This window comes from Streptomyces sp. NPDC026206, assembly GCF_040638465.1.
GTDB lineage: Bacteria > Actinomycetota > Actinomycetes > Streptomycetales > Streptomycetaceae > Streptomyces.
In genome coordinates this window covers 18488-39198 of the sequence record NZ_JBEZYL010000004.1, presented here as the reverse complement: position 1 = coordinate 39198, position 20711 = coordinate 18488, and the positions used below count along the sequence as shown (strand labels likewise).

General features: G+C 68.4%; 12 protein-coding genes. 3 read left to right on the top strand and 9 right to left on the bottom strand.

What is annotated here, in order from left to right; genetic code table 11:
- Window positions 1–575: 575 nt before the first annotated feature.
- Window positions 576–2714 carry a PIG-L family deacetylase gene (locus AB0F13_RS08585; protein ID WP_362077324.1) on the top strand — a complete coding sequence of 713 codons (2139 nt, stop codon included), beginning with the start codon at window positions 576–578 and terminating at the stop codon, window positions 2712–2714.
- An 85-nt stretch (window positions 2715–2799) separates the two neighbouring features.
- Window positions 2800–3801, top strand: a complete 1002-nt coding sequence (locus AB0F13_RS08580; protein WP_362077321.1) for a winged helix-turn-helix domain-containing protein — start codon at window positions 2800–2802, stop codon at window positions 3799–3801.
- On the opposite strand, the gene AB0F13_RS08575 is transcribed toward AB0F13_RS08580, so the two are convergent.
- On the bottom strand, window positions 3782–5227 hold the full coding sequence (locus tag AB0F13_RS08575) for an SDR family NAD(P)-dependent oxidoreductase (protein WP_362077318.1): 1446 nt from the start codon (window positions 5225–5227) through the stop codon (window positions 3782–3784). The genes AB0F13_RS08580 and AB0F13_RS08575 overlap by 20 nt on opposite strands.
- Window positions 5228–5333: 106 nt before the next feature.
- Between AB0F13_RS08575 and AB0F13_RS08570 the strand changes: the two genes are divergently transcribed.
- Complete coding sequence (locus AB0F13_RS08570; RefSeq protein WP_362077315.1) at window positions 5334–6197, top strand: metallophosphoesterase; 864 nt, start codon at window positions 5334–5336, stop codon at window positions 6195–6197.
- A gap of 79 nt (window positions 6198–6276) precedes the next feature.
- Here the strand turns inward: AB0F13_RS08570 and tuf are convergent, their stop codons facing one another.
- The 8 genes from tuf to rplJ all read right to left on the bottom strand — a co-directional run bounded on the left by tuf (window position 6277) and on the right by rplJ (window position 20441).
- Window positions 6277–7470, bottom strand: coding sequence for an elongation factor Tu (gene tuf, locus AB0F13_RS08565; protein WP_362077312.1), 1194 nt, complete (start codon window positions 7468–7470; stop codon window positions 6277–6279).
- A 187-nt stretch (window positions 7471–7657) separates the two neighbouring features.
- Window positions 7658–9781: an elongation factor G gene (fusA, locus tag AB0F13_RS08560; protein WP_362077309.1), complete on the bottom strand. Its 2124-nt coding sequence runs from the start codon at window positions 9779–9781 to the stop codon at window positions 7658–7660.
- A gap of 38 nt (window positions 9782–9819) precedes the next feature.
- Complete coding sequence (rpsG, locus tag AB0F13_RS08555) at window positions 9820–10290, bottom strand: 30S ribosomal protein S7 (protein ID WP_030368420.1); 471 nt, start codon at window positions 10288–10290, stop codon at window positions 9820–9822.
- 2 nt (window positions 10291–10292) lie between these two features.
- Window positions 10293–10664 (bottom strand): 30S ribosomal protein S12, encoded by a 372-nt coding sequence (gene rpsL, locus AB0F13_RS08550; RefSeq protein WP_003948652.1) that lies wholly within the window; start codon window positions 10662–10664, stop codon window positions 10293–10295.
- Between the two features lie 595 nt (window positions 10665–11259).
- Complete coding sequence (locus AB0F13_RS08545; RefSeq protein WP_362077305.1) at window positions 11260–15174, bottom strand: DNA-directed RNA polymerase subunit beta'; 3915 nt, start codon at window positions 15172–15174, stop codon at window positions 11260–11262.
- A gap of 121 nt (window positions 15175–15295) precedes the next feature.
- Window positions 15296–18778 carry a DNA-directed RNA polymerase subunit beta gene (gene rpoB / locus AB0F13_RS08540; RefSeq protein WP_362077302.1) on the bottom strand — a complete coding sequence of 1161 codons (3483 nt, stop codon included), beginning with the start codon at window positions 18776–18778 and terminating at the stop codon, window positions 15296–15298.
- Between the two features lie 614 nt (window positions 18779–19392).
- Entirely contained in the window at window positions 19393–19776 is a 384-nt protein-coding gene (gene rplL / locus AB0F13_RS08535; RefSeq protein WP_362077299.1) for a 50S ribosomal protein L7/L12, read from the bottom strand.
- Between the two features lie 107 nt (window positions 19777–19883).
- Entirely contained in the window at window positions 19884–20441 is a 558-nt protein-coding gene (gene rplJ / locus AB0F13_RS08530) for a 50S ribosomal protein L10 (protein WP_362077296.1), read from the bottom strand.
- Between the last annotated feature and the right edge of the window lie 270 nt (window positions 20442–20711).

The following is a 20711-nucleotide window of genomic DNA, read 5'->3' as shown; positions in this document are numbered from 1 at the left end:
GTCCTGTCTCTCGTAACGCTCTGGGACTCGGCCGGCTGCGCACCCAGGATCCGGAAAACCCTGCGAACGCCGCCCTTCCTCACTCCACCTCCGACCCACGCGGTCGGGCGTGTCGCGCCCCTTCCAGCAAAATTTCCCAAAGGAAATTCCCTGCTCAAGGGGTTTGTGGGGGAAGGACACCCACCGAGCGCCTGGCTGGGGCCCCGCTGACGCTTCCCGGAAGATTCCCGTACTTCCGCCCCTCATAAGGGACGACGAGTACTGCGGGACTCGCTTCCAGTCCTCCCGACGGGAGGCGCGCAGCATCGGCACACAACCGAGCAACCTGAACAGTGTGCCACATGCCCCCGGAGGGGCGCCAATCGCGGCCGAAGACGGTACTCCGACCGGCTCACTTGTCAAACCACCCCGCCGACATACGGGACACTATGGTCGCGAACGGCCAGGTGCCACGGCCGCATCACTCCCCAGCATGCTTTGTCAGGGCTAGGGCAACCCCTGAGGAGCCCCAGCCGTCCCTTAAAGCGCTGGGGCAGCCGGGGACTGCGCGCTGCATGACAGGAGGAGTCGCTGAGTTGAACATCTCACAGCGCAGGGGCATGTCACGCCGGGCGGTACTGGCCGGGATCGCCGCCACCACGGCGGTCACCGCGGCCGGGTGCAGCGCCGGTGACTCCGGCCGGCTCACATCATCCCCCGAAGCCATAAGCCCCGTCGACCCCATCGGCCCCGGCGTCACGCAGTCCTTCGCCGGCACCCGGGGCCCCCTGCTGCTGCAGATCATGGCGCACCCGGACGACGACCTGTTCTTCATGAACCCCGACGCCCAGCACCTGGTCACCTCCGGCGTCCCCGTCGTCTCCGTGTACGTCACGGCCGGCGAGGCGGTGGGCCAGAACTGGATCCCGGGCATGCCCCAGCCCAAGCCGGACAAGGCCGCCTACTCCTCCGCCCGCCACCAGGGCCTGCGCCAGGCCTACGCCGAGATGATCGGCCGCGACAAGTTCACCCCATGGAAGGAGTCCGTCATGGACCTTCCGGGTGGTGTCCGGGCCGAGACCAACGAGCTCTCCAACGGCCGGCGCAGCGCCCGGCTGGTCTTCCTCAACATCGCCATGCTCTCCGAGGGCAACACCCGGCTGCCCCAGCTGTGGGAGCGGCCCTACGCGATGATGCAGTCCATGGTCGCCACCGGCTCGCCGTGCACCACGGTCAGCACCTACCGGCACCGGACCGTGGTGGACGTCCTGGCGGCGATCATGGCCAGGTTCCGGCCCACCGTGGTGCACACGATGGACCCCGACCCCGACTACCAGGTCCACGACGCCACGCACCCCAAGGACAACGACTACGGGGCGTGCTCGGACCACCGCGACCACACCCCGACCGCGCTCTTCACCTGGAAGGCGCTCTCCCAGTGGGTCGAGGAGGCCACCCGCCGCGACGGCCACCCGCCGCGCTTCACGGTGAACGCCTTCCGCGGCTACTACAACCAGCGCTGGCCGCACAATCTGCCTCCGCAGATCGTCGAGCAGAAGCACCGCCTCGTCTCGGCCTACGGCGGCGACCCGTCCTGGCAGTGCGGCAACGCGGCGGGCTGCGGCGACTACGGCCAGGGCGGCGAGCGGCCGCTGGCCAACCGCAAGGGCTGGATCCGCTCCACCCACTACCGCTACCCCGGCGCCCTGGCCGTCGCGGACAGCGACCGGGCGGGCCGCCTGGAGGCCTACGGCGTGCTCGGCCTGCAGGCCGTGCGCTGGCAGGAGACGTCCGCGGGCAGCGGCCGCTGGGGACAGCCGCAGAACCTCGGCGGCGGGCCCCTGGCGCCCTCCCTGGCCGCCGTCAAGGACGCCCGGGGACGCCGGCTGCTGTTCGCCCTGCGCTTCTCCGCGCTGGAGGGCCAGGGCCGCGCCAACAGCCGCGAGATCGTCGTCCTGGAGCAGCGCACACCCGGCGGCGCCTTCAAGGGCTGGAAGGGCCTCGGCAACCCCGAGCGCAGGACCGAGCGGGGGCGCCGCGTGGGAATGCCCGCCGCCGTCGCCACCCCCGACGGCCGGGTCCACCTCTTCGTCCGCAACGCCAGCAAGGGCCTCTCCAGCCGGGTGCGCGAGGCCGACGGCACGTGGGGGAAGTGGCAGAGCCTGCACGGGCAGGAGATCCAGGAGGGTCTCACCGTCGCCCTGGACAAGCAGCAGCGCGTCCACGTCTTCGGCGCCGGCCGCGACACCGTGCACCACTGGAGCCAGGAGGCCCCCGGCAGGCCGGTCCGTCACATGCCGCTCACGGGGCTGCCGGGCCCCGGTGGCGACCAGGTGGGCGCCGCGCCGGGCCCCGACGGGGCGCTGACCGTCGTCTACCGCACCCCGGCCACCGCGGAGCCGGTCGCCTACCGGCTGGAACAGGACGGCTCCGGCACCCGGCAGACCTCCGGCGGGGGGCTGCGGGACTTCACCGGCTACGGTGCGCTCGCCGCGGCCGGCCTGCCCCGGCGCGGCGGCAAGGACTCCCTGATGGTGCTGGGCCGGGCCATGAACGGCGAGATACAGCTCGCGGACGCCGAGTCCGGCGACTCCCCCGTCCGCTCGCCCCGCGACTTCGTGCCCGTGGGCACGTCCTCGCTGGTCACGGACGCCGCTCACCGGCTGTGCGCCGTAGGGGTGGGCCCGGACGCCACGCCCTGGCTGTGGCGTCCGGCGCCCGGCTCCGGCGCCTGAGGCCTATCCTCCGGAAGTGGCCGGGGAGCTTCCCTCCCCGGCCCCTCCCGCGTTCAAGCCACGCCACAGAGGGCAGGGGCAGACCGTGCGCATTCACTTCACCGGTGCCGACCTGGGCCGCATCCGGCTGACCGCGGAACCCGACCTTCTGTGGGAGACGCTGCTGGCCGCACACATGGTCCAGACGGGCCAGGCACCCCTGATCTTCAGCGAGTGGCGCAACCGGATCCGCGGCCGGCTGACGGACCCCATGCGCAGGCTCCTCGCCCTGGCACCGCCCCGGGGCTACTCCCCCGACTTCCTCACCCCGCCCGAGGCGTCCGAGGGCCTGGTGACCGGCCTGGACGCCATGCTCTCGCTGCCCCGTCGGCAGCTGCGCCGCGACCTGGAACTGCTGGCGCCGGACCGGCGCGACCTGCACTTCGTCCGGGCCCTCGCCGACGGCGGGAGCGCGCCGCTGAAGGCCCTGGGCGACGGCATCACCGCCTTCCACGACATCGCGGTCCAGCCCTACCTCGCCAAGGTGCGCGAGCACATCTCCGCCGACCGGGCCACCCGCTCCCAGGCGATCCTGCTCAGCGGCGGTGAGCATTTACTGACCACGCTGCACCCGGCGGTGCGCTGGAACCCTCCTGTGCTGGAGGTGGCGATCCCGTCGAACGAGGACGTGTACCTGGAGGGGCGCGGGCTACGGCTCGTGCCCTCCTTTTTTTGCTGGCGCGCCCCCACCGTGCTTCGCGATCCGGAGCTTCCGCCGGTGCTCGTGTACCCGATCGTCCACGACCCCGCCTGGCTGCTGGACGCCCACGGCGCCCGCGAGGCGCGGGGCGGGGAGCCGCCGCTGGCCGCCCTGCTCGGCCGCACCCGGGCCGAGGTGCTGGAGGCCACCGCCCGCGGCTGCACCACCAGCGAACTGGCCCGCCGGGTGCGCATCGCCATGGCCACTGCCAGCCACCACGCCACGGTCCTGCGCGAAGCGGGTCTGATCACCACGCACCGCGCCAACGGCAGGGCGTACCACACCCTCAGCTTCCTCGGCCGGGAGCTGCTCAACGGCCGGCGGCTGGTCACACCGGAAGCCGGGTGAGCCGCGGGCCCGTGCCCTCCCCGGCTCCCCCGAGCCCCAGCCGCCTCAGCAGGACGTCCTCGGCGGGCACTGCCAGCACCTGCACGAGGGGGCCGGCCAGGGTGCGCAGCACCGTCTCGAAGCCCTCGCGGGGGGAGATGGACCGGAAGCCCTGGCGCAGGGCCCGCTCCCGCACGCCGGCCCCGGCAGCGGCGCCCACGGTGCCCCACCAGCCCCAGTCGACGACGCGGACGGGAAAGGGCAGCCGCTGGTCGAGGGCGTGCGCGTAGGCGTCCTGGAACGCCGACCCGGCCGCGTAGCCGGCCAGCCCCGCATCGCCCAGGAGGGACTGGACGGAGGAGAAGAACAGCAGGAAGTCCAGCGGCTCGTCGTGGAAGGCCTCGGCCAGGGCGACGCTGATGCGGCTCTTGGCGGCGAGGGATTCGCACAGCGCCTCCTGGCCGAGGCCGCGGACCAGGCCCGGCGCGTGGGCCAGCGCCGAGTGGATCACGCCGTGGACGGCCCCGAAGCGCTCGTGCACGACCCGCAGACCCGCCCGCAGGCTCGCCGTGTCGCGGGCGTCGGCCCGTACGTACAGCAGCCGCGTGCCGTCGGGGTCGGCCTCCCGGATCGTGCGGAGCCGCTCCTCCCCCGGCGCGGACCGGCCGAGCAGAGCCACCCGCGCGCCGTGATCGCGGGCCAGGAAGCGGGCCACCTCCAGCCCGATGCCGCCCGCCCCGCCGACGATGACGTACGTACCGCCGTCGCGGACGTGCCCGGGCCGTGGGGCCGGCAGGGTCACCGGGCGCAGCGCCCGTACGTGGCGGGCGCCGTCGCGGTGGGCGGCGTGGCCGCCGCGCACGGCGGGCTCCGCGGCGATCAGGGCGGCGAGGTGCTCCAGGTGGGGGCTGTCCGCCCCGGGCAGCCGGCCGCCCAGGCCGAGGTCGACGACGGGCGCCTTCCAGCGCCGGTGCTCGCTCTCCAGCACCCGGGCCAGGCCGGCGAGGGAGGCCGCGTGGGGGTTGGTGACCCGTCCGCCGGCGACGGCCCAGGCGTCGTTGGTGACGATCCGCCAGTCGGCCTCGCGGGTGGCGGCCGCCGGGATGACCAGGTCCCGTGCGGTACGGAAGAGTGCCCGTACGCCGCTGCCCTCGGCCCGTTCCAGGGCGGCGACGCCGTCCGCCGCGCCCTCGGCGAGACCGCCGAGGAAGTAGACGGTGCGTGGCGCGGGGACCGTCGCCGGCCAGGGCGCGTGCGGGCTCGCTTCGAGGCGTACGACCTCGTCGGCGGGGCTCCGGGCGGCGTGCAGCCGGGCGAGGGCATCGGCCAGGGGCCGGCCGGACGGGGCGTGGACGATCAGTACCGGGCCGGGCGGCGCGGTGGGCGGCCCGGCGGGCACCGGGGCGGGCCGCCAGGCACTGGTGTAGGTGAACTCCTCGGTCGGCACATGACCTCCGGTGTGATCAACTTGCCCGCCACACGCCGGGCGACAGGGCCTACCGTAAGTTCCGCACCGTGCACCATCCATAGCCCGCCCGCGAGTCTGGAATTCGATGCAGCAGCCGATTTCGCCCCACCCCGGCCGACGGCTCCTCGCCGTCAGCGACCTGCACACCGGCATGACCGACAACGTGCCCATCGCCGAGTCACTGCGCCCCACCACCGACGAGGACTGGCTGATCGTGGCCGGTGACGTGGCCGAGCGCTTCGAGGACGTCGAGCGCACGATGGCCCTGCTGGCGGGCCGCTTCGCCAAGGTCGTGTGGGCACCGGGCAACCACGAGCTGTGGACGCCGAAGACGGATCCGGTCGACCTGCGGGGCGAGGCCCGTTACGAACGGCTGGTGAAGATGTGCCGGGACCTGGGCGTGGTGACGCCGGAGGACCCCTGGCCGGTGTGGGAGGGCGAGGGCGGGCCGGTGGCGGTCGCGCCACTGTTCACGCTGTACGACTACACCTTCCGCACCCCGACGGCGGCCACGAAGCAGGAGTCGCTGGAGCAGGCCCACGCGGCCGGGGTCGTGTGCACGGACGAGTTCCTGCTGCACCCCGAGCCCTACGCCGGCGCCGACGACTGGTGCCGCGCCCGCGTCGCGGCCACCGAGGCGCGGCTGGCCGCGCACGATGCGTCCCTGCCGCTGGTGCTGGTCAATCACTGGCCGCTGGTGCGCGAGCCCACGGACGTCATGACGTACCCGGAGTTCGCCCAGTGGTGCGGGACCGTGCTGACCCGGGACTGGCACACGCGGTTCAACACCGCCGCCGTGGTCTACGGGCACCTGCACATCCCGCGCACGACCTGGTACGACGGGGTCCGCTTCGAGGAGGTCTCCATCGGCTACCCGAGGGAGTGGCGGCGCCGGGGCCACCCGAAGGGGCTGCTGCGGCAGATCCTGCCGTACACACGGGCGACCTGAGCCACGGACCTCCAAAAACGAGCGGGCCCCGCACATCCGAGGATGTGCGGGGCCCGTTCAGACCTGCAAGTAAGAGGACTTACTTGTTGATCTTGGTGACCTGGCCGGCGCCGACGGTGCGGCCGCCCTCACGGATGGTGAAGCGCAGGCCCTCCTCCATCGCGACGGGCTGGATCAGGTTGACGGTCATCTCGGCGTTGTCGCCGGGCATGACCATCTCCGTGCCCTCCTTGAGGGTCACAACACCGGTCACGTCAGTCGTACGGAAGTAGAACTGCGGACGGTAGTTGTTGAAGAACGGGGTGTGACGGCCACCCTCGTCCTTCGACAGGATGTACGCCGTGGCCTCGAACTCGGTGTGCGGCGTGACCGTGCCCGGCTTGATGATGCACTGGCCGCGCTCGACGTCCTCGCGCTTGATGCCACGGAGGAGCAGACCGACGTTCTCGCCCGCCTGGCCCTCGTCGAGCAGCTTGCGGAACATCTCGATACCGGTGACCGTGGTGGTGGTCTTCTCGGTCTTGATGCCGATGATGTCGACGGTCTCGTTGACCTTCAGGACACCGCGCTCGATACGGCCGGTGACGACCGTACCGCGACCGGTGATCGTGAAGACGTCCTCGATGGGCATGAGGAACGGCTTGTCGACGTCACGCTCGGGCTGCGGGATGTGGTTGTCGACGGCCTCCATGAGGTCGCGGACGGACTTGCCCCACTCGGCGTCGCCCTCGAGCGCCTTGAGCGCCGAGACCTTGACGACCGGAGCGTCGTCACCGTCGAACTCGTACTCGTTGAGGAGCTCACGAACCTCGAGCTCGACGAGCTCCAGGATCTCCTCGTCGTCCACCATGTCGGCCTTGTTCAGGGCGACAACGATGTACGGCACGCCGGACTGGCGGGCCAGGAGCACGTGCTCCTTGGTCTGCGGCATCGGACCGTCGGTCGCGGCGACCACGAGGATCGCGCCGTCCATCTGGGCGGCACCGGTGATCATGTTCTTGATGTAGTCCGCGTGACCCGGGCAGTCAACGTGGGCGTAGTGACGCGACTCGGTCTGGTACTCGACGTGCGCGATCGAGATCGTGATACCGCGCTGACGCTCTTCCGGCGCCTTGTCGATCTCGTCGAACGGCGTGAAGGGGTTCAGGTCCGGGTACGCGTCGTGCAGCACCTTGGTGATCGCCGCGGTAAGAGTGGTCTTACCGTGGTCGACGTGACCGATGGTGCCGATGTTGACGTGCGGCTTAGTCCGCTCGAACTTCGCCTTCGCCACTGGGGTCCTCCTGGGAGTGGTTCTGTACGCCTAGATTCGGTCGGCGCCAGGGATCTTTGCTGGGGTGCCGTCCGCCGGGGCATCCGCCACGCTCCGCGGGAAAAAATCCTCACGGTTTGCGGTGGAATGCCCCGACAGCCGGTGTCAAGCCTAAGGCGTGAGCCTCGTCTGTGGAGACGAGAGCCCCTTACTCGCCCTTGGCCTTCGCGATGATCTCCTCGGCGACGTTCCGCGGAACCTCGGCGTAGGAGTCGAACTGCATCGAGTAGCTTGCGCGACCCGAAGTCTTGCTGCGGAGGTCTCCGACGTAGCCGAACATCTCCGACAGCGGAACCAGGCCCTTGACGAGCTTGGCGCCGTGACGGTCCTCCATGGCCTGGATCTGGCCACGGCGGGAGTTGATGTCGCCGATCACGTCGCCCATGTAGTCCTCGGGGGTGGTGACCTCAACGGACATCATCGGCTCGAGCAGAGCCGGCGACGCCTTGCGGGCACCCTCCTTGAACGCCATGGAACCGGCGATCTTGAAGGCGAGCTCCGAGGAGTCGACGTCGTGGTAGGCACCGTCGAGCAGCGTCACCTTGACGCCGGTCAGCGGGTACCCGGCCAGCACGCCGAACTCCATGGCCTCCTGGCAACCCGCGTCCACGGACGGGATGTACTCCCGCGGGATACGGCCACCGGTGACCTTGTTCTCGAACTCGTAGCCGTCGCCCTCGAGGGGCGCGATGGCCATCTGCACCTTGGCGAACTGGCCGGAACCACCAGTCTGCTTCTTGTGCGTGTAGTCGATACGCTCGACGGCCTTGCGGATCGTCTCGCGGTAGGCGACCTGCGGCTTGCCGACGTTCGCCTCGACGCGGAACTCACGGCGCATACGGTCGACCAGCACGTCGAGGTGCAGCTCGCCCATACCCGCGATGATGGTCTGGCCCGTCTCCTCGTCCGTGTGGACCTGGAAGGACGGGTCCTCCTCGGCGAGACGCTGGATGGCGACACCCAGCTTCTCCTGGTCGCCCTTGGACTTGGGCTCGATGGCGACCTGGATCACCGGAGCCGGGAAGTCCATGGACTCGAGGATGACCGGCGCGGACGCGTCACAGAGGGTCTCACCGGTGGTGGTCTGCTTCAGACCCATGACGGCGACGATGTCACCGGCACCCACCGACTCGATCTCCTCACGCTTGTTCGCGTGCATCCGGTAGATCTTGCCGATGCGCTCCTTCTTGCCCTTCACGGAGTTCTGCACCTGGGTGCCGGTCTCCATGCGGCCCGAGTAAACCCGGACGAAGGTGAGCTTGCCGAGGTGCGGGTCGCTCATGATCTTGAAGGCAAGGCCGGCGAACGGCTCGTCGTCGGACGGCTTGCGCTTCACGACCTCGTCGGCGTTGTTGACCGCGTGGCCCTCAACGGCCTCGACGTCCAGCGGCGACGGCAGGTAGCGCACGACCGCGTCGAGCAGGGGCTGAACGCCCTTGTTCTTGAACGCGGTGCCACAGAACACCGGGGTGACGGTGACGGAGTCGGCGCTGCCACGGGAGGCCAGCGTGATGCGGCGGATGGCCGCCATCAGCTGCTCCTCGGTGGGCTCCTGGCCCTCGAGGAAGAGCTCCATCATGGCGTCGTCGTGCTCGGCGACGCCCTCGAGGAGCTTGCCCCGCCATTCCTCGGCGGCCTCGGTGTGCGTGGCCGGGATGTCGACGACGTCGTACATCTCGCCCTTGGCAGCCTCGGTGGACCAGACCAGCGCCTTCATCTGGACGAGGTCGACCACGCCCTTGAAGTCGGCCTCGGCACCGATCGGGAGCTGCATGACCAGCGGGACCGCACCGAGGCGGTCGACGATCATGTCGACGCAGCGGTGGAACTCGGCACCCGTACGGTCGAGCTTGTTGACGAAGCAGATGCGCGGCACGCCGTAGCGGTCCGCCTGACGCCAGACAGTCTCGGACTGGGGCTCGACACCGGCGACGCCGTCGAACACCGTCACGGCACCGTCGAGCACGCGCAGCGAACGCTCCACCTCGACGGTGAAGTCGACGTGGCCCGGGGTGTCGATGATGTTGATGGTGTGGTCGACGTCGTTCAGCGGCCAGTGGCAGGTCGTCGCGGCAGACGTGATCGTGATGCCGCGCTCCTGCTCCTGCTCCATCCAGTCCATCGTGGCAGCGCCGTCGTGGACCTCACCGATCTTGTACGAGACACCGGTGTAGAACAGGATCCGCTCGGTGGTGGTCGTCTTGCCCGCGTCGATGTGGGCCATGATCCCGATGTTGCGGACCTTGGCCAGGTCAAGCGAAGTGGTGGCCATATGGCTCAGTCTTCTCTCGGTCTCGATGTGGGTAGCGACTACCAGCGGTAGTGCGCGAAGGCCTTGTTGGACTCGGCCATCTTGTGCGTGTCCTCACGCTTCTTGACCGCAGCGCCCAGACCGTTGGAGGCGTCCAGGAGCTCGTTCATGAGGCGCTCGGTCATCGTCTTCTCGCGACGGGCGCGGGAGTAACCGACGACCCAGCGGAGCGCGAGGGTGGAGGCGCGGCCCGGACGGACCTCGACCGGCACCTGGTAGGTGGCGCCACCGACGCGGCGGGACTTGACCTCGAGCGCCGGCTTGACGTTCTCGAGGGCGCGCTTGAGGGTGATGACCGGGTCGTTACCGGTCTTCTCGCGCAGACCCTCCATGGCGCCGTACACAATGCGCTCGGCGGTGGAGCGCTTGCCGTGCAGGAGGATCTTGTTGATCAGCGACGTCACCAGCGGGGAGCCGTAAACCGGGTCGATGATGACCGGGCGCTTCGGGGCGGGGCCCTTACGAGGCATTCTTACTTCTCCTTCTTGGCGCCGTAGCGGCTGCGAGCCTGCTTACGGTTCTTGACGCCCTGCGTGTCGAGGGAGCCGCGGATGATCTTGTAGCGAACACCCGGCAGGTCCTTCACACGGCCGCCGCGCACGAGCACGATGGAGTGCTCCTGCAGGTTGTGGCCCTCACCCGGAATGTAAGCGGTGACCTCGATGCCGGAGGTCAGACGCACACGCGCGACCTTACGGAGCGCCGAGTTCGGCTTCTTCGGGGTGGTCGTGAAAACACGCGTGCAGACGCCGCGGCGCTGGGGCGAACCCTCGAGCGCGGGCGTCTTGTTCTTCTCGACCTTGTCCTGCCGGCCCTTCCGGACCAGCTGCTGGATCGTAGGCACCGTTTCTCCGGTTTCTGTGTGCCGATCACGATAAAACTAACCTGGAAGCAAACACCGACCCACGCGGTCGGGTGTGTCGAAGGCTGCAGACCTCCGCACGAAGGCGGATTGACGCAGATTTCGGTGTCTCCGAGCCGGTCGAAACCGCTCGGTTCCGGGTCCCTCACGCGGTCTGAAGGCACGCGCAAGAGCCCAGGGACACCCCAGGCACAAGGTCAGAGCGTACCTACCGCATGGGCTGCGGTCAAAACAAATGCACACGCGGGGGGCGCCCCGATGTGCTGGATATGTCGCAGATCAGAGCGGCCCCCTGGGCCCCGGACGGGCCCTCGCGCCAGGTCCGGCGCCCGGCGGATACACCCCGATGGGCGCTCTCGGGCGTGTTGTGAGACCGCGCACACGGCCGTACGGACCCCGGACGCGCACGGGAGCGTGCGACGCCGACCCGCCCTCCAGCGGCTCCCGAGCGGCTCCGAGCGGCGCCTGGGGTGCTCTCCGCGCCCTCCGGCGGGCGGCACGGCTCCGGCGCGCGGAGAACGCCGCAGGGCGGCCACCCCGGGATCGGGGTGACCGCCCTGACGAGCGTGTCGCACGACTACTGGTTGTACGGACCGTAGTCGTAGTCCTCCAGCGGAACAGCCTGGCCGGAGCCGGTGCCGAAGGGCGAGTAGTCGATGTCGTCGTAACCGACGGCCGAGTACATCGCGGCCTTCGCCTCCTCGGTGGGCTCCACCCGGATGTTGCGGTAGCGGGACAGACCCGTACCGGCCGGGATGAGCTTACCGATGATGACGTTCTCCTTGAGGCCGATCAGGGAGTCCGACTTGGCGTTGATCGCCGCGTCGGTCAGAACCCGGGTCGTCTCCTGGAAGGACGCCGCCGACAGCCAGGACTCGGTCGCGAGCGAGGCCTTGGTGATACCCATCAGCTGCGGACGGCCGGAGGCGGGGTGACCGCCCTCGGTGACCACACGACGGTTCTCGGACTCGAAGCGCGAGCGCTCCACGAGCTCGCCCGGCAGCAGCTCCGCGTCGCCGGACTCGATGATCGTCACGCGGCGGAGCATCTGCCGGATGATGATCTCGATGTGCTTGTCGTGGATCGACACACCCTGCGAGTTGTAGACCTTCTGCACCTCGCCGACCAGGTGGACCTGGACGGCGCGCTGGCCGAGGATGCGCAGGACGTCGTGCGGGTTGGTGGCACCCACGGTGAGCTTCTGGCCCACCTCGACGTGCTCGCCCTCGCTGACCAGCAGACGGGCACGCTTCGAGATCGGGAACGCCGTCTCGTCGCTGCCGTCGTCCGGGGTGACGACGAGCTTCTTGGTCTTCTCGGTCTCCTCGATGCGGACGCGGCCGGCCGCCTCCGAGATCGGGGCGACACCCTTGGGCGTACGGGCCTCGAAGAGCTCGACGACACGGGGCAGACCCTGGGTGATGTCGTCACCGGCCACACCACCGGTGTGGAAGGTACGCATCGTCAGCTGGGTACCGGGCTCACCGATGGACTGGGCGGCGATGATGCCGACCGCCTCACCGATGTCCACCAGCTTGCCGGTCGCCAGCGAGCGGCCGTAGCAGAAGGCACAGGTGCCGACCGCGGACTCGCAGGTGAGGACCGAGCGGGTCTTGACCGTCTCGACGCCGTGGGCGACGAGCTGCTCGATGAGCACGTCACCGAGGTCGACGTTGGCAGGCGCGATGACCTTGCCGTCGATGACGACGTCCTCGGCGAGCATGCGGGCGTAGACGCTGGTCTCGACGTCGTCCGTCTTGCGCAGGACACCGTCGGCGCCCTTGGTCGCGATCACCAGCTTGAGGCCACGGTCGGTGCCGCAGTCCTCCTCGCGGATGATCACGTCCTGCGAGACGTCCACGAGACGACGGGTCAGGTAACCCGAGTCGGCGGTACGGAGCGCGGTGTCCGCGAGACCCTTACGGGCACCGTGGGTGGAGATGAAGTACTCCAGCACGGAGAGACCCTCACGGAACGACGCCTTAATGGGTCGCGGAATGGTCTCGTTCTTCGCGTTCGACACCAGACCACGCATACCGGCGATCTGCCTCATCTGCATCATGTTTCCTCGGGCACCCGAGTCAACCATCATGAAGATGGGGTTCGTCTTGGGGAAGTTCGCGTTCATCGCCTCGGCAACCTCGTTGGTCGCCTTGGTCCAGATCGCGATGAGCTCCTGCGTGCGCTCGTCCTTGGTGATCAGACCGCGCTCGTACTGCTTCTGGACCTTCTCGTCCTGCGCCTCGTAGCCCTTGACGATCTCCTTCTTCGCCTCGGGAACGACGATGTCGGAGACCGACACGGTGACGCCGGAACGGGTCGCCCAGTGGAAGCCCGCCGCCTTCAGGTTGTCGAGCGTCGCCGCCACGATGACCTTGGGGTAGCGCTCGGCCAGGTCGTTGACGATCTCGGAGAGCTGCTTCTTGCCCACCGAGTAGTCGACGAACGGGTAGTCCTCGGGCAGCAGCTCGTTGAAGAGCGCGCGGCCCAGAGTGGTGCGCAGGCGGAAGCTGTCGCCCTGCTGCCACTCCGCTTCCCCGACGCGGTCGTCGCCCTCTTCCGGAACCGGCGGAGTCCAGCCACGCGGCGGGACGGTGCCGATCGGGAAGCGGATGTCGACCTTCGCCTGGAGCGAGAGCTCACGGGCGTCGAAGGCCATGATCGCCTCGGCGGTGGAGCCGAAGGACCGGCCCTCGCCGATGACCTTGCGCTCCTTCTCGTCCGTGGTGAGGAAGAACAGGCCCAGCACCATGTCCTGGGTCGGCATGGTGACGGGACGACCGTCGGCCGGCTTCAGGATGTTGTTCGAGGACAGCATCAGGATGCGGGCCTCGGCCTGCGCCTCCGCGGAGAGCGGCAGGTGGACGGCCATCTGGTCACCGTCGAAGTCCGCGTTGAACGCGGTGCAGACGAGCGGGTGGATCTGGATGGCCTTGCCCTCGACCAGCTGCGGCTCGAAGGCCTGGATGCCGAGGCGGTGCAGCGTGGGCGCACGGTTCAACAGCACCGGGTGCTCGGCGATGACCTCTTCGAGCACGTCGTACACGACCGTGCGGCCGCGCTCGACCATGCGCTTCGCCGACTTGATGTTCTGCGCGTGGTTCAGGTCGACCAGGCGCTTCATCACGAACGGCTTGAAGAGCTCCAGCGCCATGGCCTTGGGCAGACCACACTGGTGCAGCTTCAGCTGCGGACCGACGACGATGACGGAACGCGCGGAGTAGTCCACACGCTTACCGAGCAGGTTCTGACGGAAACGACCCTGCTTGCCCTTGAGCATGTCGCTCAGGGACTTCAGCGGGCGGTTGCCCGGACCGGTGACCGGGCGACCACGGCGGCCGTTGTCGAACAGCGCGTCGACGGCCTCCTGCAGCATCCGCTTCTCGTTGTTCACGATGATCTCGGGGGCACCGAGGTCAAGGAGACGCTTGAGGCGGTTGTTGCGGTTGATCACACGGCGGTACAGGTCGTTGAGGTCGGAGGTCGCGAAGCGGCCACCGTCCAGCTGCACCATCGGACGCAGGTCCGGCGGGATCACCGGGATGCAGTCCAGCACCATGCCGCTGGGGCTGTTGCGGGTCTGCAGGAAGGCGGAGACGACCTTGAGACGCTTGAGCGCACGGGTCTTCTTCTGGCCCTTGCCGGTCCGGATGATCTCGCGGAGGCGCTCGGCCTCCTCGTCGAGGTCGAAGGACTCCAGGCGCTTCTGCAGCGCGGCGGCGCCCATCGCACCCATGAAGTAGGTGCCGAAGCGGTCGCGCAGCTCGCGGTAGAGCAGCTCGTCGCCCTCGAGGTCCTGGACCTTGAGGTTCTTGAAGCGGCTCCACACCTCGTCGAGGCGGTCGATCTCGCGCTGCGCACGGTCGCGCAGCTGCTTCATCTCACGCTCGGCGCCCTCGCGCACCTTGCGGCGCACGTCGGCCTTGGCACCCTCGGCCTCGAGCTCGGCCAGGTCGGACTCGAGCTTCTTGGCACGGGCCTCGAGGTCGGCGTCACGACGCTGCTCGACCTGCTGACGCTCGACGGAGACGTGGGCCTCCAGCGAGGGCAGGTCGCGCGTACGGCGCTCCTCGTCCACCCACGTGATCATGTAGGCGGCGAAGTAGATGACCTTCTCGAGGTCCTTCGGGGCAAGGTCGAGCAGGTAGCCCAGGCGCGAGGGGACGCCCTTGAAGTACCAGATGTGGGTGACGGGAGCGGCAAGCTCGATGTGGCCCATCCGCTCACGGCGCACCTTGGCGCGCGTGACCTCGACGCCACAGCGCTCACAGATGATGCCCTTGAAGCGGACACGCTTGTACTTGCCGCAGTAGCACTCCCAGTCCCGGGTCGGACCGAAGATCTTCTCGCAGAAGAGTCCGTCCTTTTCGGGCTTCAGGGTGCGGTAATTGATGGTCTCCGGCTTCTTGACCTCGCCGTGGGACCAGGTTCGGATGTCGTCCGCGGTCGCCAGGCCGATCCGCAGCTCGTCGAAGAAGTTGACGTCGAGCACTTGTCGTCAATCCCTCTTTCAGGGGTCGTGCCCTCTCGCGCTAGCGAGGTATGGGCTCTACATCAGTGGTCTGGGGGTCCGGGGACGGCCGGGGCCTCTTACGAGGCCCCGACCAGACCCGTCAGACCTCTTCGACGCTGCTCGGCTCGCGCCGGGACAGGTCGATACCGAGCTCCTCCGCCGCGCGGAAGACGTCCTCGTCGGTGTCCCGCATCTCGATGGACATGCCGTCCGAGGACAGCACCTCCACGTTGAGGCAGAGGGACTGCATCTCCTTGATGAGCACCTTGAAGGACTCGGGGATGCCGGGCTCGGGGATGTTCTCGCCCTTGACGATCGCCTCGTAGACCTTCACTCGGCCGGTGACGTCGTCGGACTTGATGGTCAGCAGCTCCTGGAGGGCGTACGCGGCGCCATAAGCCTCCAGCGCCCACACCTCCATCTCACCGAAGCGCTGGCCACCGAACTGAGCCTTACCACCCAGCGGCTGCTGGGTGATCATGGAGTACGGACCGGTCGACCGAGCGTGCAGCTTGTCGTCGACCAGGTGGTGCAGCTTGAGGATGTACATGTACCCGACCGAGATCGGGTCCGGGAACGGCTCGCCGGAGCGGCCGTCGAACATCCGGGCCTTGCCGGACGGGAGCACGAGGCGCTCGCCGTCGCGGTTGGGGATCGTGGACTCGAAGAGACCGGCGATCTCGTCCTCGCGGGCGCCGTCGAAGACCGGGGTCGCGACGTTGGTACCGGCGGCGACGTCGTCGGCGCCGATCGCCTGGAGGCGCTTCATCCAGTCCTCTTCGCCCTCGACCTTCCAGCCGCGGCTGGCGAGCCAGCCGAGGTGGATCTCGAGGACCTGTCCCGGGTTCATTCGGGACGGGACACCGAGGGGGTTGAGGATGATGTCGACCGGGGTGCCGTCCTCGAGGAACGGCATGTCCTCCACGGGGAGGATCTTGGAGATGACACCCTTGTTGCCGTGACGGCCGGCGAGCTTGTCACCGTCGGTGATCTTGCGCTTCTGCGCGACGTAGACGCGGACCAGCTGGTTCACGCCCGGCGGCAGCTCGTCGCCCTCTTCGCGGTCGAAGACGCGGACGCCGATGACCTTGCCGATCTCGCCGTGCGGCACCTTCAGCGAGGTGTCACGGACCTCACGGGCCTTCTCACCGAAGATCGCGCGGAGCAGGCGCTCCTCCGGGGTCAGCTCGGTCTCGCCCTTGGGCGTGACCTTGCCGACCAGGATGTCGCCGGCGACGACCTCGGCACCGATGCGGATGATGCCGCGCTCGTCGAGGTCGGCGAGGACCTCCTCGGAGACGTTCGGGATGTCCCGGGTGATCTCCTCGGGACCCAGCTTGGTGTCACGGGCGTCGACCTCGTGCTCCTCGATGTGGATCGAGGAGAGGACGTCGTCCTGCACGAGGCGCTGCGACAGGATGATCGCGTCCTCGTAGTTGTGACCCTCCCACGGCATGAACGCCACGAGCAGGTTCTTGCCGAGCGCCATCTCGCCCTCGTCCGTGGACGGGCCGTCGGCGAGCACCTGGCCGGTGCTCACGCGGGCGCCCTCGTCCACGACGACCTTCTGGTTGAAGGACGTGCCCTGGTTCGAGCGGGAGAACTTGGCGACACGGTAGGTGTTGTACGTGCCGTCGTCGTTGGCGACGGTGACGTAGTCCGCGGAGACCTCCTGGACCACACCGTCCTTCTCGGCCTTGATGACGTCGCCGGCGTCGACCGCACAGCGGTACTCCATGCCGGTGCCGACCAGCGGGGCCTCCGCCTTGATCAGCGGAACGGCCTGGCGCATCATGTTCGATCCCATGAGCGCGCGGTTGGCGTCGTCGTGCTCGAGGAAGGGGATCATGGCGGTCGCGACCGACACCATCTGGCGCGGCGAGACGTCCATGTAGTCGACGTCGTCGCCGGCGATGTAGTCGATCTCGCCACCACGGCGGCGGACCAGCACACGGGCCTCGGCGTAACGCATGTCCTCGGTGAGGGGGGCGTTCGCCTGGGCGATGACGAAGCGGTCTTCCTCGTCGGCCGTCAGGTAGTCGACCTCGTCGGTGACGACGCCGCCCACGACCTTGCGGTACGGGGTCTCCACAAAGCCGAACGCGTTGACGCGGCCGTAGGAGGCGAGCGAGCCGATCAGACCGATGTTCGGGCCTTCGGGCGTCTCGATCGGGCACATGCGGCCGTAGTGCGACGGGTGAACGTCACGGACCTCGAAGCCGGCCCGCTCACGGGAGAGACCGCCCGGGCCCAGCGCCGAGAGACGACGCTTGTGGGTCAGACCCGACAGCGGGTTGGTCTGGTCCATGAACTGGGACAGCTGGCTGGTGCCGAAGAACTCCTTGATGGAGGCGACGACCGGCCGGATGTTGATCAGGGTCTGCGGCGTGATCGCCTCGACGTCCTGGGTGGTCATCCGCTCGCGGACGACGCGCTCCATACGAGCCAGGCCGGTACGGACCTGGTTCTGGATGAGCTCGCCGACGTTGCGCAGACGACGGTTGCCGAAGTGGTCGATGTCGTCGGTCTCGACGACGATCGAGCTGCCGTTCTCGCCGAGCGTCTCGAGCTCGCCGGCGTGCAGCTTCACCAGGTACTTGATCGTCGCGATGACATCGTCGACGGTCAGCACACCGGCGTCGAGCGGGGCGTCGGCGCCCAGCTTCTTGTTGACCTTGTAGCGGCCGACCTTCGCGAGGTCGTAGCGCTTGGGGTTGAAGTAGAGGTTCTCGAGCAGCGTCTGCGCGGCCTCACGGGTCGGCGGCTCGCCCGGACGCAGCTTGCGGTAGATGTCCAGCAGCGCGTCGTCCTGGCCCTGGGTGTGGTCCTTCTCCAGGGTGGCGCGCATGGACTCGTACTCACCGAACTCCTCGAGGATCTGCTCGGTGGTCCAGCCGAGAGCCTTCAGAAGGACGGTGACGGACTGCTTGCGCTTGCGGTCGATGCGGACACCGACCATGTCGCGCTTGTCGACCTCCATCTCCAGCCAGGCACCCCGGGACGGGATGATCTTGGCCGTGAAGATGTCCTTGTCGGACGTCTTGTCGATGGAGGAGTCGAAGTAGACACCCGGCGAACGGACCAGCTGCGACACGACGACACGCTCGGTGCCGTTGATGCAGAAGGTGCCCTTCGGCGTCATGAGCGGGAAGTCGCCCATGAAGACCGTCTGGGACTTGATCTCACCGGTCTCGTTGTTGGTGAACTCGGCCGTGACGAAGAGCGGGGCCGCGTACGTGAAGTCGCGCTCCTTGCACTCGTCGATCGAGTTCTTCGGGGGCTCGAAACGGTGGTCGCGGAAGGTCAGCGACATCGACCCGGAGAAGTCCTCGATCGGGGAGATCTCCTCGAAGATCTCCTCCAGACCGGACTTGGTGGGGACGTCCTGACCACTGTCCAGCGCAGCCTCGACGCGAGCCTTCCAGGCGGCATTGCCGAGCAGCCAGTCGAAGCTCTCGGTCTGCAGCGCAAGGAGGTTCGGAACCTCGAGGGGCTCCTTGATCTTTGCAAAAGAGATGCGCAGCGGGGCGGTGCTGGCGCCGTTGTTCGTATTGGCGGTCGAGGCGTTGCGCGAGGCGGCCAAGAGGGGGTCCTTCCGAGGGCTCGGACTCACTACGCGCGTACCGGTCCCACTCCGTGCGTACGAGAGAAATCCCAGCTCAGGGAGTTCCTTCAGCAATGCTCGGGAGGGGGCATGCCCCTGGTGACGGGCAGGGAGCAGCTAACAGGCAGCGCAAAGGGTCAGTGTAGCCACTTGGCCCACTGATGTCCAGAGCGGATTTCCGGAGACCGGTGCGATACCAATCTCTCCCTCCGGGATCCTGTTGTTCCTCTTCGCCTGACGTCCGCCCGACGCAAGTCATGCGCCGTGAAGCGCATGACGATACTTCCCTCTCCGCCATCGATCCATGCCTCGCCGGAGGACCGATGTGCGACGCGTCTGGGACGCGTCCTGAGAATCGCGCGCGGCGTGCCGTTCGTCAAGGCCCCTCGGCCCCCGGCCGCCTCCGGTAGCGGGGCATTTACGGGCTTGTGGGCGCCCCGGGGCAACGAAGATCACCATACTCGCCCCCGGGACCGTGCGCGCGCATCCGTTCCGGGAACGCCCAAGGGCGACCACCCGTGTGGGTGATCGCCCTTGAGTTGTGGACGTGCGTCAGAACGCGCGTCCGAGAGGAGTCAGCGGACTCCGTGGGGTCACTTGACCTCGACGGAGGCGCCGGCGCCCTTGAGGGCCTCGGCGGCCTTCTCCGCGGCGTCCTTGGCGACCTTCTCGAGGACCGGCTTCGGGGTGCCGTCGACGAGGTCCTTGGCCTCCTTCAGACCCAGGGAGGTCAGCTCGCGCACGACCTTGATGACCTGGATCTTCTTGTCACCGGCGCCGGTGAGGATGACGTCGAACTCGTCCTGCTCCTCGACGGCCTCGGCGGCGGCACCGGCGCCACCGGCGGCGGCAACGGCGACCGGGGCGGCAGCGGTGACGTCGAACTTCTCCTCGAACGCCTTCACGAAGGCGGCAAGCTCGATGAGGGTCATCTCTTCGAACTGGGCGAGCAGGTCGTCCTGGGTGAGCTTCGCCATGATGGCGGTCCTTCCACTAATTCGGCAGGTGCCGGATGTACATTTCGGCGGGCGTACGTGGCCCGCTGCGACCGTGACGGGCGCGAGTGCTCAGGCGCGGGGCCTGATTACTCGGCAGCCTCGGCCTCGGCGGGAGCCGGCGTACCGGCACCGCCCTGCTCGACCTTGCTGCGAAGCGCCTCCGCGGTGCGGACGAACTTCGACGGCAGGGCCTGGAAGAGCGCGGCAGTCTGGGACTGCTTGCCCTTCATGGCACCCGCCAGCTTGGCGAGCAGAACCTCGCGGGACTCAAGGTCCGCAAGCTTCTTGATCTCGTCGGCGGACAGCGCCTTGCCATCAAGGACACCGCCCTTGATGACGAGAGCGGGGTTGTCCTTGGCGAAGTCACGGAGACCCTTCGCCGCCGTGACCGGGTCACCGGTCACGAAGGCGACAGCGGTCGAGCCCATAAGGTGCTCGTCCAGCTGAATTCCGGCCTCGTTGGCCGCAATCTTGGTCAGCGTGTTCTTCACCACGGCGTAGTGAGCGTTGTCACCGAGCGACCGGCGCAGCTCCTTGAGCTGCGCGACGGTGAGCCCGGTGTACGAGGTCACAACAGCGGCGTTGGAGCTGCGGAACTTGTCCGCGATCTCCTCGACGGCTGCGACCTTGTCGGGCCTCGCCATGAGCCTCGGCCTCCTTCCGGGTGATTCGGACCGCATAGGCGCGAGAAGGGACCTGGGCAAAACGAAACGCCCCGGCGCAGGCGCTCGGGGCGTGACTCGACCGTTCGGACGTAATTTTCTTACGCACCGACGGGAGTTCAACCACAATCACCTGCGCAGGTCGCCCGCAGCTAGCGGATCCTTCGGCCACCACACCTCCGGGAGGAGGTACAGCAACGACCAGCGGTCTTTGGCTTCTCGCACACCTTACGCGACAGGTGCACAGTCCTC